The organism is uncultured Phyllobacterium sp., from assembly GCF_902479695.1.
Classification (GTDB): domain Bacteria; phylum Pseudomonadota; class Alphaproteobacteria; order Rhizobiales; family Rhizobiaceae; genus Phyllobacterium; species Phyllobacterium calauticae.
In genome coordinates, this window is the sequence record NZ_CABSQF010000006.1 from 45,778 (window position 1) to 60,028 (window position 14,251).

General features: G+C 60.1%; 11 protein-coding genes. 2 read left to right on the plus strand and 9 right to left on the minus strand.

The genetic code is table 11. The annotated features are described in order from the left end of the window. Positions 1–35: 35 nt before the first annotated feature. Positions 36–695, plus strand: a complete 660-nt coding sequence (locus RDL77_RS05620; RefSeq protein ID WP_288192093.1) for a TetR/AcrR family transcriptional regulator — start codon at positions 36–38, stop codon at positions 693–695. A gap of 32 nt (positions 696–727) precedes the next feature. Here the strand turns inward: RDL77_RS05620 and RDL77_RS05625 are convergent, their stop codons facing one another. The 6 genes from RDL77_RS05625 to RDL77_RS05650 all read right to left on the minus strand — a co-directional run bounded on the left by RDL77_RS05625 (position 728) and on the right by RDL77_RS05650 (position 6,598). After that, positions 728–1,702: a beta-ketoacyl-ACP synthase III gene (locus RDL77_RS05625; RefSeq protein ID WP_288192094.1), complete on the minus strand. Its 975-nt coding sequence runs from the start codon at positions 1,700–1,702 to the stop codon at positions 728–730. Continuing rightward, a complete protein-coding gene (locus RDL77_RS05630) occupies positions 1,699–2,979 on the minus strand; it encodes an adenosylmethionine--8-amino-7-oxononanoate transaminase (RefSeq protein WP_288192096.1) in 1,281 nt (426 codons plus the stop codon). Before RDL77_RS05630 ends, RDL77_RS05625 begins: the two co-directional genes overlap by 4 nt. Beyond that, positions 2,976–3,614 (minus strand): dethiobiotin synthase, encoded by a 639-nt coding sequence (gene bioD, locus RDL77_RS05635; RefSeq protein WP_288192098.1) that lies wholly within the window; start codon positions 3,612–3,614, stop codon positions 2,976–2,978. The genes RDL77_RS05630 and bioD overlap by 4 nt, the downstream gene beginning before the upstream one ends. Further along, positions 3,611–4,756, minus strand: a complete 1,146-nt coding sequence (locus RDL77_RS05640) for an 8-amino-7-oxononanoate synthase (protein WP_288192099.1) — start codon at positions 4,754–4,756, stop codon at positions 3,611–3,613. Before RDL77_RS05640 ends, bioD begins: the two co-directional genes overlap by 4 nt. Beyond that, positions 4,753–5,757 carry a biotin synthase BioB gene (gene bioB / locus RDL77_RS05645; RefSeq protein ID WP_288192101.1) on the minus strand — a complete coding sequence of 335 codons (1,005 nt, stop codon included), beginning with the start codon at positions 5,755–5,757 and terminating at the stop codon, positions 4,753–4,755. Before bioB ends, RDL77_RS05640 begins: the two co-directional genes overlap by 4 nt. Positions 5,758–5,929: 172 nt before the next feature. Next, positions 5,930–6,598: a GntR family transcriptional regulator gene (locus tag RDL77_RS05650; RefSeq protein WP_223614712.1), complete on the minus strand. Its 669-nt coding sequence runs from the start codon at positions 6,596–6,598 to the stop codon at positions 5,930–5,932. A gap of 292 nt (positions 6,599–6,890) precedes the next feature. On the opposite strand from RDL77_RS05650, the gene RDL77_RS05655 reads away from it, so the two are divergent. Further along, the gene (locus RDL77_RS05655) at positions 6,891–7,967 is read left to right on the plus strand and encodes a porin (protein WP_223614711.1); all 1,077 of its coding nucleotides are present in this window, start codon (positions 6,891–6,893) and stop codon (positions 7,965–7,967) included. A gap of 120 nt (positions 7,968–8,087) precedes the next feature. Here RDL77_RS05655 and RDL77_RS05660 read toward each other — a convergent pair whose 3' ends face one another. Genes RDL77_RS05660 through RDL77_RS05670 form a run of 3 tightly spaced genes read right to left on the minus strand, consistent with a single transcriptional unit; the run spans position 8,088 to position 14,099 of the window. After that, positions 8,088–9,629, minus strand: coding sequence for an efflux transporter outer membrane subunit (locus RDL77_RS05660; protein WP_288192103.1), 1,542 nt, complete (start codon positions 9,627–9,629; stop codon positions 8,088–8,090). A 34-nt stretch (positions 9,630–9,663) separates the two neighbouring features. Continuing rightward, positions 9,664–12,819 carry an efflux RND transporter permease subunit gene (locus tag RDL77_RS05665; protein ID WP_288192104.1) on the minus strand — a complete coding sequence of 1,052 codons (3,156 nt, stop codon included), beginning with the start codon at positions 12,817–12,819 and terminating at the stop codon, positions 9,664–9,666. A gap of 8 nt (positions 12,820–12,827) precedes the next feature. Next, positions 12,828–14,099 carry an efflux RND transporter periplasmic adaptor subunit gene (locus tag RDL77_RS05670; RefSeq protein WP_288192105.1) on the minus strand — a complete coding sequence of 424 codons (1,272 nt, stop codon included), beginning with the start codon at positions 14,097–14,099 and terminating at the stop codon, positions 12,828–12,830. Positions 14,100–14,251 lie beyond the last annotated feature (152 nt).

The following is a 14,251-nucleotide window of genomic DNA, read 5'->3' on the forward strand; positions in this document are numbered from 1 at the left end:
TCCAAGTCGACTTCAAGGCTCCATTGGATGAAATCATGGCCGAAATAAAAAATGCGTCAAGCACAACCGGGCCGGACACCACCCCCGGCGTGCGGGCGCGCCGCAAGGCACAGCGCCCGCAGGAGATTCTGCATGCGGCTTTCGACGAGTTCGTCGAGCGCGGCTATACCGCCACGCGCATCGAGGATGTGGCCAGGCGGGCAGGCGTTACCAAAGGCACGATCTATCTGTATTTCCAGAACAAGGAAGAGTTGTTTCACGATGTCGTGCGCAAGCTTTCGCAGCCGATTTTCAACGAAGAACAGTTCCTGAGCGAGCATCAGAACCGCCCGCCGCATGAGCTCATCCGGCTTTTCCTCGATACGGTTTACGAGCACATGACCGTCAATCCCTACTCGCGGGAAATCCTGCGTTTTCTGATTTCCGACGGCCGGAGTTTTCCCGAGCTGACAATGGCTCATTACAACGAGTTTGTCCTGCCCATGCTGACCATGTTTCAGAACCTCGTTGAAAGGGGCGTCCGCGAAGGTGTTTTCCGGCCAGGAGCCGCGACCAGCGAGAGCAGCCATATCCTGCTCAGCCCGGCACTGACATTGACGATCGACAAACTCCTGGACTGCCAGACCAACCTGCCGCAACTCGGCGACTATGTGAACGCGCATTACGACATGATCATGCGCAACATTCAGAAATAGTGCCGGGCATGGCGGCCTATTCGGACACCTGTCTAGATGCCCCAGACAACGGCGCCACCGGTCAGACCCGCACCGGCAGCCGTCAGCAACAGCCGTTCACCCGGCATGAATCGCCGATCACGCTGCGCCAGCGATAAGGACAGCGGAATGGTGGCTGCCGAGGAATTGCCATAGGCCGCTATGGTGCGGACCGTCCGCACGGCGTCAATGCCAAGATTGTCGCTGACGAGATCAAAAATACGCGCATTGGCCTGGTGCGGCACGAACCGGCTGACGTCCCGAGCGCCTATGCGCGCATCCGCCATTGCCCGTTCGGCGCAGCGCGTCATCATGTGCACGGCCTGCGCAAACATTTCCTTGCCGTTGCGCATGGTCATCAGGCAGTCCGCCGCCGCCATGTCCGGCGAAAAAGGCGTCTTCGAACCGCCGGCGGGAATGGAGATCAAATCATAATGGCTGCCATCGGCGGCCAAATCCACACCGAGCAGGCCCGTACCTGGCTCTGCCGACGGCGCCAGAACGACAGCACCTGCCGCGTCGGCAAAGAGGACGGCACTGGCCCGTTCCGCCGGGTTGATACGGCGGCTCAGAATGTTGGCGGCAACCACGAGAACCGGCCGCTTCTGTGTGCGGACGAAACCGTCCGCCAGCGTCAGCGCATAGAGGAAACCCGAGCAGGCTCCGGCAAGATCCAGGGCACCCGAATTGACGAGCTTGAGCCGATGCGCAAGCAGCGGCGCCGACGGTGGCAGCAGGTGGTCGGGCGTTGACGTGGCCAGCAGCGTCAAGGCGATATCGGCCGATTGCAGCCCGGCGTCATCAAGTGCCGACTGTCCGGCCTTTGCGGCGAGATCGGTGAGCAGCTCGCCATCCCTTGCCCAATACCGGGTACGGATACCCGTTCTTCGCTCGATCCAGCCGGGCTCGAGCCCAAGGTTGACCTCTATCTCCGCGTTTTCCACGCGGCGCTCCGGAACGTAATGGCCCAAACCAATGATACGGCTCATCGCCTGCCTGCCGCAAACAGATCCGCTGCCTCGTCAATCGCGTCATAGGCACGATCAAGATCGCCCTCCTCCGCGCCATAGGGCGGCATCAGATAGATGATGTTGCCAAGCGGGCGGATCAGCAGGTTTCGGGAGCGGAAGAACGCCCGCAGTTTGGGTCCGGCATCCGAGAGATAACCCGATGCGGGCACGTCCAGATCAAGCGCTGCAATCGTACCCGCCTGCCGCACATTGCTGAATCGGCCATCTGCGGCGAACCGTTTGAGTTTCCCGCGATGCATGGCTTCCAGCGCTTGAATACGCGCCTCGACGGGCTCGTTTTCCCACACGGCAAGGTTAGCGAGGGCCGCTGCGCAGGCAATCGGATTCGCGGTGTAGGAACTCGAATGAAAGAACATCCGGCTGCGGTCTGTCGACAGATGCGCATCAAAAACCGGCGCTGTGCACAGCGTGGCGGCCAGCGGCAAGGCACCGCCCGTCAAGCCCTTTGACGTGCACAATATGTCCGGCGCGATGCCAGCCTGAGTGCAGGCAAAGAGCGTTCCCGTACGCCCCCAGCCCGTCATCACCTCGTCGGCGATGAGCAACGTGCCATGCCGCGCGGCAATCCGCTTCAGTTCGGCCAGCACAAAAGCCGGGTACATCCGCATGCCCCCTGCCCCGAGCACCAAAGGCTCGACCAGCAATGCCGCGGCCTGACCGCTCCGGCACAGCCTTTCAAATTCATCGAGCGTGGCCTGTTCGTGGCCGGGCGAGGGAAACGGCAAACGGTCGACGCTGAACAACAGGGACTGGTATGCCGCGTTGAAGACGCCGCGCTCCCCCGCCGACATGGTTCCAATCGTGTCGCCGTGATAACCGTCCTCCATGACGACAATGCGCGAGCGCGGTGCGCCGGTATTATGGAAGAAGCCGAGCGCCATCTTCAGCGCCACTTCCACGCAGGTCGACCCGCTGTCCGAATAGAACACGTGGGCGAGGCCCGCAGGTGCGACGGCCAGCAGGCCGCGCGCCAGCTTTTCCGCCGGCTCATGGGTGAATTCGGCAAAGATGATCTGGTCGTAACTGTCGCAGGCGGTGCGGATCGCCTCCATGATCAGTGGGTGCCGATGCCCGTGCGTGATGACCCACCAGGAGGAAATCGCATCAAGGATGGCATTGCCTTGCGCGTCAAACAGCCAGGCTCCCTCCGTTCTGACAATGCGTTTCATCGCGGGTTCAAGCGCGTGCTGGGTGAATGGATGCCAGACCGGCGAGGATACGAGGGCGCCCGTCATGCGGCTGCCGTCCGGAAATGCGCCACGTCGAAATGATCGCGAAAGGCTTGACGCAGCGCTTCGGGTGTCACGGCTTCAAGCAGTGGCAGCCGCCCAAGGCAACGAACCTGTCCCAGCTCGCCGATGATGTGCTGGGTATCCGCAACTTCATCGCCGATAAAGACGACGCCGAAAACCGGCACCGAGCGCTGCCGCAAGGCCTCCAGCGACAGCAAGGTATGGTTGATCGTTCCAAGTCCGGTGCGGGCGCACAGAATGACCGGTATCCGCCAGCGGGAGAAGACATCGGCAAACACCACGGTTTCCGTCAGGGGAACCATGACACCGCCGGCACCCTCGATGATCAGCGGCGCCTCGATCGAGGGCGGAACCAGCAATTCCGGTTGTATCTCGACATTATCCAGCCGGGCGGCGAGATGCGGAGAGGCAGGCGTGCGCAGGCGCCATGCCTCGGGAATGATCCTTCCGGCCGGTATCCCGCCGAGACGCATGACAGCCTCGCTGTCCGTTTCCCCCTCAAGACCGGCCTGAACCGGTTTCCAGTAAGAAGCACCAAGTGCACCAGCCAATGCGGCGGAAAAGACCGTCTTGCCGATATTGGTATCTGTTCCTGTCACGACAAAACGCTGCGTCATGCGGCCTCCTCGGCAAGGGCTATTTTCAGACAATCCAGCATCCGGGAAATCGCGGTCTCATCGACATTCAATGTGATCGCAATCCTCAATCGCGCGGTGCCTTCGGGTACCGTCGGCGGGCGGATCGCACGGATGTCGAACCCTTCCGCGCGCATGCGTTCGGCGATACGCAATGCACGGATCGTACCGCCAATCATGATGGGCAGTATGTGCGAGCTGCTGCCTCCCATGCCGATTGTTTCTGCCAGATATGACCGGGCAAATGTCGAAAGGCGCTGCAGGTCCAGCCGGCGCCCGGGTTCCTCGGCAAGCATTTTCAGCGCCTCGCGCACCCCTGCTGCCATGAGCGGGGATGGGGCGGTGGAATAGATGAAGGAACGGGCGCGGTTCACGAGGTAATCGCAGACGACCGCATTTGCCCCCAGGAGCGCACCGGACACGCCCAGCGCCTTGCCGCACGTATGCAGGAGGACAACATTGTCGCGCCGTTCCAGCCCGGTCGCGAGACCACTGCCATTGTCGCCGAACACGCCGGTGGCGTGCGCTTCATCGATGACAAGAAAGCTGTCATAGCGGTCCGCGAGCGCCGCAAGTTCAGCAAGCGGCGCGCAGTCCCCATCCATGGAGTAGAGGCTTTCCACTGCGATCCAGGCATGGCCGCTGCCGCCCGCCTTGCGCCACTTGGCCAATTCATTTTCGAAGCTCCCGACATCATTGTGCCGTGCCACCACCGCCTGCGCCCGGCTCGCGGCAATGCCTTCATGCGCGCTTGCATGGATGAGCGCATCGTGGACGATGAGATCGCCGCGCTGCGGCAGGGTCGAAAACAGCGCGGCGTTGGCCGCGTAACCGGTCGAGAAGTACAGCATCCGCTGTGAGCCGAAAAAGGCCGCCGCTTCTTCTTCCAGCAATACATGTTCCGCATGATTTCCGCGCAAGAGACGCGAGCCGCCCGATCCGGCCGGGACGCCGCGCTCCATCGCGGCGGCGATGGCGCTTCTGATGCGCTGCGAATGGGCAAAGCCGAGATAGTCGTTGGAGGTAAAATCGATCCCGCCATTCGGAATGAGGGAACGTCGCCTTCCCCTCCGTTCCAGCCCGGCCAGGGTTCTGCCGTAACCGGCGAGAAAGCCGGACATCACTCCGACGCACCCAGCGGCATGGCCTTCAGCCCCAACCGGCGGAACAAGGCCGCGTCCTGGTCCTCGCCAGGGTTTTCGGTGGTGAGCAACGTATCGCCGACAAAGATCGAATTGGCGCCGGCGAGGAAACACAAGGCCTGCATCTCGTCGCTCATGTCCGAGCGACCGGCGGAGAGACGAACATGGGTTTCGGGCATCAGGATGCGGGCAACGGCAATGGCGCGGACAAATTCGATGGGATCCACCGGGGCAGCATCGGCCAGCTTCGATCCTGGAATGGGGATCAGCATGTTGATCGGCACGCTCTCGGGCGGCACGGGCAGGTTTGCCAGCGTAACCAGCATGGCGATATGGTCATCCACCGTCTCGCCCATGCCAAGGATGCCGCCCGAGCAAACCTTGATCCCGGCATCGCGCACATGCGCCAGCGTTTCGAGACGATCGGCGAAGCTGCGGGTGCTGATGATCGCGCTGTAGAAACGCTCCGACGTATCGATGTTGTGATTGTAATAATCGAGACCGGCGTCGGCGAGCCTTGCTGCCTGTTCCGGCGAGAGCATGCCCAGTGTCATGCAGGTTTCCATGCCAAGCGCGCGGACACCTTCGACCATGGCAACGACCATGCCGATGTCGCGGTCCTTGGGGCCTCGCCACGCCGCGCCCATGCAATATCGCGTTGCGCCGCTATCACGCGCCTTGCGCGCTTCCGCGACGACCTTTTCGACCTGCAGGAGCTTTGAGGCCCTGAGCCCGGTGGGGTAATGCGCCGACTGGCTGCAATAGCCGCAATCTTCAGGACATCCGCCGGTTTTGATCGACAGCAGCTTGCTCAGCTGGACGGCGTTGGGATCGAAGTACCGCCTGTGCACCGTCTGCGCTTCGAACAGCAGATCATTGAATGGCAAATTATAGATTTTTTTGGCTTCATCAACGCTCCATCGCCCCTCCACATCGTTAGCGGACGTAAAATCTTCTGGCTTCTGCGGGGAAACTTTCAACATTTGCGTGCGGCCTCATATGTTCTGCGCCATCTGATGGCTTATTATAGATAGAATCATAAATTATCTATAATTTTATAAGGCGCGCACAAAAATGCAACCGTCGTGAACGGCAGGCACAAGCGGAAGCGTTTGTCTGTTCAAAAATCGAAACGCAGGCGACGTCCTGTCTTGGTCAGCCGACGATAGCGAAAACGTCGCGGGTTGAACCCGTCGGGCTTTTGACCGGCTTTTGTCCGATCCACTGCACGTGCCGTTCGAGGACTGCAACTGCATTCTCGATATTGCCCTGGCGCAAGAAACCCAGGATTGCCCTGTGATCATGATCGGTTCGAACTTCCCACTCCGATCGCCACGCGGAAAACAGAAAGCGCGCGCTCACCGAATGAAGGTCATCAATGGCCGCCAGGAGACGCGGCATCGCGCATGGCGTGAGAATCAGGCGATGAAAACGCCGATTCGCCTCTTCCCAGGAGCGCACGTCGCGGGAATTATCGCCGGCAACGGTGGCCTGTTCGGCCTCTTCCAGAATGGACGATGTCAGGTGCGGCGCAGCCTGCCGGAGCGCCAACCCCTCAAGCTCGGCGCGCATCAGGGCGACCTCGCGCACCTCGGCCAGGTCAAACGACGCAACGCGCACGCCCCGGCGCGGCTCACTGACGGCAAGGCCCTGTGCTTCCAGTTTGCGGAAGGCTTCCCTGACCGGGACATGACTTGCGCCGAATTCTTCCGCCACATGATCCTGCCGCAGCTTTGCGCCCGGCTCCAATTGGCCCGTCACAATCCTGTCCGCAAGGATGCGGCTAATGCGATTGGCGATGGTGTCTTCATTGGCTGCGGTCATGGTTCATAGTTATTTTGCTTCATATCCCCTGTCGAGCCCGCCATTGTGTTTTACCGGCGCAATCAAACAGTTCTCATCGCAAATAAGCGGCTTCTGACTGTTGCAGGAATGGCACACGGGTCGAGGCAAGGCATGGTTTTTACAAGAAACCACCTTGGCCCATCCGCCCACACCGGTTGCGTGATAAAACCGTTACAAATCTCCATTACGGACGGTACAGACAGCGATTTCATCTGTTCGTTGCAAGGCAATGCGGCTGAGCAACTCATTCAATAGAGTGTGGAGATCCCCCATGACAATCAAGAGCTTCCTTCTCGGCTCGGCTGCAGCGCTCGTTGCAGTAACCGGTGCACGCGCTGCCGACGCAGTCGTCGTTGCCGAACCAGAAGCCGTTGAATATGTTCGCGTTTGCGACACCTACGGCAAAGGCTTTTTCTATATCCCCGGCACGGAAACCTGCCTGAAAATCGGCGGTTATCTGCGTTATGACGCCAAGGGCGGCGATAATGTCTACAAGGGCGGAGAATTCGGAACCTGGCAGAAGAAGACGCGCGCCACGCTCCGTTTCGATGCCCGCACGGAAACCGAACTCGGCACGTTGCGCTCCTATATCGAGACGCGTTTCCAGTACAATAATGGTGCCAATGATACGTCCATACCGAATGCCTATATCGAACTCGGTGGTTTTCGTATCGGCGTGGCCGATGAAATCTTCGGCTCGTTCACCGGTTATGCCGGCAATGTCATCAACGACGACGTGATCAACTATCAGTCGGACCACAGCAACCAGGTCAGCTATACGTTCAATGCGGGCAATGGCTTCTCTGCCATGATCGGCGCTGAACAGGGTGAAAGCGTTGGCAACAACTACTATAGCTACGACTATCGTATCGACGACTACATGCCTCACGTGCTGGCCGGCGCAAAGTATGAACAGTCCTGGGGCAAGATTTCCGGCATCGTCGGCTACGACTCCAAGGTCGAGGAATGGGCCGGCAAGCTGCGTCTGGACGTGAAGTTCACCGACACGGTATCCGCATGGGTCATGGGCGGTTACCAGTCCAACTATGACGATGCACCGCTCGGCCGCCGCAACTGGTTCGGCACCTGGGAAGGTGACTACGCCATCTGGGGTGGCCTGGCTGCCAAGGTTTCGGACAAGGCGACTATCAATGCGCAGCTTGCCTATGAATCCGAAGGCACGCTGGCGGGTGCTTTGAACGTTGCCTATGAAATCGTTCCCGGCTTCACGATCACGCCTGAATTCAACTACACCAAGTTCGACGGTGCCCGTAAGGATTATTCGCTTGCCCATGGCGGCAACGACGATGCTTTCGGTGGCGCGATCCGCTTCCAGCGCAACTTCTAATACCCGATGCAAGAAATTTGGCGACGCTGACACTCAAGCAGCATCGCCAAGTGGCAAAGTTGATACGATCTCCAGTCAAATCCTTTGCACAGAACGGCGGGCCTTACGGGCTCGCCGTTTTTATTTCTGCCAGTTCGTCATCAGCTGTCGGTTGCTTACGATGTGCGGACCCGTATTGACATCCTTCACTTCAGGTTTGCCTGTATCGACCAAACCGCTCCATCCGCCGCCAAGCGCCTTGTTGAGGGCGATGTAATCGGCCGCGATTGCCACGCGGCTTTGCAGCAGGGCGTCTTCCGCCGAATACAGCGAACGTTCCGCGTCAAGCACATCAAGGAAGCTCGATGTTCCGCTCTGGTAGAGAGAGCGGGACAGGCTGGCCGCATCGCGGTAGTGCTTGGCCGATGCGGCCAGCTTTCCATTCCTGATGCGTTCCTGTGCCAGCGATACGATGGCATTTTCGACATCTTCGAGCGCGGTGAGGATCGACGACCGGTAGGCAACAAAATACTGGTCGCGCTGTGCCTGGGCGACTTCCACCGCGGCTTTCTTCTGGCCGCCGCTGAAGATGGGCACGCTCAATGCCGGGCCGAACGACCAGCCGATGGTGGAATTCTTGCCGAGATCGCCAATATTCAGGGCCGTGGTGTCGATATTGCCGGTCAGGCTGACGCTGGGATAACGGGCAGCTTCAGCCTGCCCGATCTTTGCGGTGTACTGCGCGTATTGGCGCTCCGCCATCCTCACGTCCGGCCGCGTGCGCAGGATGTCGGCCGGAACCCCTGTCGGGACAGGCAGGCGCGGCGTCGGAATGGGTGTGCTGCGCTTCAGCCTGTCCGTGAGGGCTGCAGGCGCCCTGCCCGTCAGGACGGAAAGCCGGTGTACCGCTTCCGCATAACTTGTCTCCAGGGATGGTATGTTGGCTTCCGTGCTGTTGGCCAGGCCGGAGGCATTGGCAACATCGAGGGCGGAGGATGACCCGGCCTCGAACTTGGTGCGCGTGAGCGCCGCCGTCTCCCTCTGCGAGGCTGCCGTACGGCGGGCCAGTGCGATGCGCGCCTGATAGCCGCGCGCCTGGGCATAGTTGGAGGTGACATCGCCGATCAAAGTCAGCAATGTGGACCGCAGATCTTCGCCGGCTGCATCCAGACCATACTTTGCCGCTTCAACGCTGCGTTTGTTGGCACCGAAAAGATCGAGCTCCCAGCTCGCGTCAAATCCCGTCTGGAACTGGCTGGACGTCTCCGCGGAGGTCCCCGTGCTGGTGGCACTCACCCTGTTTCGGGTTGCCGATGCGGACCCGTCAAGTGATGGCAGAAGCGTGCCTGCGGTCTGCCGGTATGTCGCGCGCGCTTCACGGATTTTCGCCTTTGCAGTGGCAACATCCAGATTGCCTGCGACCGCTTCGTCGACAAGTGCATCCAGCTCTGGATCGCGCAACCGCTTCCACCAGTTGGACAGGTCCGCCGGCTTGGGCGCCTTTACCTGTTTGCTGCTTCCCCACTGGCCGGGCATCGCAATCAACGGCTTCTGATAGTCCGGCCCGACGACGCATCCGGCAAGGCTTGAGCTCAACAGAAGAAACCCAAGCAATTGACCGAGGCGGAAATGGCGCTTCCCGCGAGAAGACTGATCGGGTGAGGCTGGTGTTGTGATTGTCATTGCGTCCATCTTGCTCATTATCTCGCCCCATGCCTCAGTTCGAACCGGCTGTTGCCGTTTCACTGTTGTCGGGAACCTTGCCATCGGCGCTCTTCCGGCGCCGGAACAACCGGCTGACCGCGACAAAAAGCAGGGGCACAAAAAACACTCCGAGAACGGTTGCCGCGATCATGCCGCCCATGACGCCGATACCGATGGAATTCTGGGCGCCGGAACCGGCGCCGCTTGCAGTTGCCAGCGGCGCCACGCCAAGGATGAACGCAAAGGACGTCATCAGGATCGGACGCAACCGCTGGCGCGCGGCTTCGAGTGTGGCCTCGACCAGCCCCATGCCGGCGGTCTGCCGTTCGATGGCGAACTCCACGATGAGAATTGCGTTCTTCGCCGCAAGGCCCACGGTCGTCAGCAGGCCGACCTTGAAATAGACGTCATTGGTCTGGCCAAACAGGCTCGCCGCAAGCAGCGCGCCGAAAATACCGATCGGGACCGAGAGCATGACCGCAAACGGAATCGACCAGCTTTCGTAAAGCGCTGCCAGACAGAGGAACACGACCAGGACAGATATTGCATAGAGCGATGTGGCCTGATTGCCCGACAGTTTTTCCTGTGCCGAAAGGCCCGTCCATTCGTGCGAATAACCCGCCGGCAACTGGCTCATCAGCTTGTCGATTTCGTCCATCGCCGCGCCCGAGCTGACACCGGCAGCAGCGGCACCCTGAATGTCGACGGCAGCAGAGCCGTTGAACCGCTCCAGCCGCGGTGAGCCGAATGTCCAGTGGCTGGAGGCAAAGGACGAAAACGGTACCATAGCCCCCGAGGCATTGCGGACATGCCATTTGTCGAGGTCTCCCGGCTGCATGCGGAAATCCTTGTCCGACTGCAGATAGACGGGCTTTACCCGGCCGCGATCGATGAAATCGTTGACGTAGTCGCTGCCCCACGCCGTCGACAACGTGTTGTTGATATCGGACAGGGCGACACCCAGCGCGCTGGCCTTCTCCTGATCGATATCGATGGCGAACTGCGGCTCGTCTTCCTGGCCGTTCGGGCGCACATTCGCCAGAAGCTTGCTTTGTCCGGCGAGCCCAAGCAGTTGGTTGCGGGTCTGCATCAAGGCATCGTGGCCTGCGCCATTGACATCCTGCAGATAGAACTCAAAACCGTTGGAGTTGCCCATGCCCTGGATCGCAGGCGGGTTGAAGGAGAACACGCGGGCATCCCTGATCTTGGAAAAGACACCCATGGCCCGGCCAGACACCGCATTGGCCGAAAGTTGCGGCGACTGGCGCGACGCAAAGTCCTTGAGCCTGACAAAGGCTATGCCGACATTCTGACCGGACCCGCCAAAGCCGAAACCGGCCGTCGTGAACACACCGTCCACCGCATCCTTTTCATCGTTGAGGAAATGGTCCGACACCTGCTTCAAAACACGCAATGTCCGGTCCTGCGTCGCCCCCACCGGCAGTTGCACGCTGGTGATCAAAATGCCCTGGTCTTCTTCGGGAAGGAACGAGCTTGGCAGACGCACAAACATCCAGCCCATGGCAATCGCAATCGCCAGGAAAATCACCAGAAACCGTTTGCTTCGCTGAATGATGCCTTGCGCGCCGTTGCGGTAGGCCGTCGTACTGCGGTCGAAAGTCCGGTTGAACCAACCGAAGATGCCCTTGCGCTCCGCATGCCCTGCCACAGGAGCGCGAAGAATGGTTGCGCACAGAGCCGGTGTCAGCACCAGTGCAACCACGACGGAGAGCACCATAGCCGCGACGATGGTGACGGAGAACTGGCGATAGATGATGCCGGTGGAGCCACCGAAGAAAGCCATGGGCACGAAGACAGCGGACAACACCGTGGCGATGCCGATGAGAGCCCCGGTGATTTCCTTCATGGACTTTTGCGTTGCTTCTTTCGGTGGAAGCTTTTCTTCCTGCATCACCCGTTCGACGTTTTCGACAACCACGATCGCATCGTCCACGAGAAGCCCGATGGCCAGCACCATGGCGAACATCGTCAGGGTATTGATCGAATAGCCTGCAACCGCGAGCACGCCAAACGTTCCAAGCAGCACCACGGGCACTGCGATGGACGGGATGAGCGTTGCCCTGATGTTTTGCAGAAACACGAACATGACGACGAAGACGAGAATGATGGCCTCGATCAGCGTCTTGACCACCTCTTCTATCGAGAGAAGAACGAAGGGCGTCGTGTCGTAGGGGTAGTAAACCTTGACCCCTTCCGGAAAAGTCGTGGAAAGGCGCGCAATGGCCGACTGGACGGCTTCCGCCGCGCTGATGGCATTGGCGCCCGTGGCCAGGTTGATGGCAAGACCCGCCGCCGGCATGCCGTTGTAGGCAGCACTTGTCGTATAGCTTTCCGCGCCGATTTCCACGCGCGCCACGTCGTTGAGCCGGACCAGCGAGCCATCGGTGGCGCTCTTGAGAATAATATTGCGAAACTGCTCCGGCGTCTGAAGCCGGCTTCTGGCTGTCACTGTCGCATTGAGCTGCTGTCCCTGCCGTGCGGGCATGGCCCCGAGCTGCCCGGCGGAAACCTGCGTGTTCTGCGCCTGTATTGCCGTGGAGACATCGCTCGGCATGAGCGCATATTTGGCAAGCTTGTCCGGGTCGAGCCATATCCGCATGGAGTAACCCGAGCCAAACAACTGGGTTGAGCCGACACCCTCAACCCGTTTCAGCGTGTCGTTCAGGGTGCTGTCGACATAATCGGCCAGATCGGTCGACGTCATTTTGCCGTCGGTCGAAACGAATGCGACAACCATGAGAAAGCCGGTCGAGGATTTCGTCACCGTCAGGCCGTTGCTCTGCACGATCTGCGGCAGTTGCGACGTAACAAGCTGCAGCTTGTTCTGAACCTGCATCTGGGCAACATCGGGATTGGCGGCACTGGTAAAGGTCAGGGAGATGCTGGTGCTGCCCGTCGAACTCGATGTGGAGGTCATGTAGTCGAGATTGTCGATACCCGTCATGCCCTGTTCGATGACTTTCGTCACTGAGTTCTCGACGGTCTGCGCATCCGCGCCCGGATAGGAACCGCTGATACTCACCGTTGTCGGTGCGATCTGGGGATAGCGCGATATGGACAATGAATTGACCGCCAGCAAACCGCCAAGCATGATGACGATGGCGATCACCCAGGCAAAGATCGGACGGTTGATGAAAAAGCCGGACATGGGAACCCTCAGTTCTTGGCCGAGGCGTCAGACGCCGGCTTCTGTTCATGATTGGCGGCTTCCGCAAGGTCAGACTGAGGCAATGCCGCCTGCTTGCGCTCCTTGATCTCCCCGGTCACATCATCGATCGTCACCTCCACCGGCGTCGCACTCTGGCCCGCGCGCACGAATTGCGAGCCTTCCACGACCACACGATCGCCGTCGGCTATCCCGGTCTCGACCAGCCAGTTGTTCCCGACGCTGCTGCGGACGCCAAGTGCACGCTCCCCGACTTTTCCATCCGCATCGACGACGAGGGCCGTTGCCTCCCCCTTGGCGTTACGGGTCACCGCACGCTGGGGCACGACAAAGCTGTTTTGCGCGACGCCTTCCTCGACAACCGCACGCACATACATGCCCGGCAGCAGCAACCGGTCCGGGTTGGGAAATTGCGCGCGCAACGCGAACGTGCCTGTGGTCTGATCCACATTGGCCTCGGCAAATTCCATTTTTCCCGTGTGCGTATAGGTCGTCCCGTTGTCGAGTTTGAGCTTCACGCTCACATTCGTCCCGCTCAGCTTCACCCTGCCATCCGCAATCGCCTGACGCAGATTGAGCAGGTTGGTGCTTGATTGGGAAACATCCACATTGATGGGATCGAGTGTCCGGATGGTGGCAAGCGCCGTGTCCTGGCTTGCGGTGACAAGTGCACCCGGTGTCAGGGACGACTTGCCGATACGGCCCGAAATCGGGGCTGTGATCTTTGTGTAGTCGAGATTGATGCGGGCGGTATCGGCGCTGGCCTTTGCCGAGGCAACATCGGCCTTTGCCTGGGCGAGCGATGCAACCGCATCATCAAGATCCTGCTTGCTGACCGCATTCTGCTTGATCAAGCCCTGATAGCGCTCCACTTTGGCCTGTGCGCTCGGTACCGCCGCATCCGCCTTCTGCTGCGCGGCGATCGCGCTGTCATAGGTGGCCTGGTAACTCGCCGGATCGATCTGGTACAAGGCCTGCCCGGCCTTTACTTCGCCGCCCTCGTCAAACAGCCGCGACTGGATGATGCCGCCCACTTGCGGACGCACATCCGCGCTGAGGGAGGCGGTTGTCCGCCCCGACAATTCGGCGGTAACGGCAACCGATTGCGGATGCAGCGTTACGACACCAACCTCGGGACGAGCCGCTGCAGCAGGAGGCTTGCCCTGTTGCGCGTTACAACCAGCCAGCACGAGAAATAGGGCCAGCAGGCCGAAAGACCGAACGCGAAATCCTGTAACATTTTGATCTGATTGCCCTGGCATTTCTCAATTACACTCTTTCCGTTAAGGCCTGCGGACCCGACCTGGCCCCGGCACGGCTTCGCCGGCACGCGCCATCTTCCCGAGGGAAGACCAGAAGCGATCCGGGCTTGCAATTGTCGTTGGCAAGGAAGGGATGAAAGACCACACTCAAG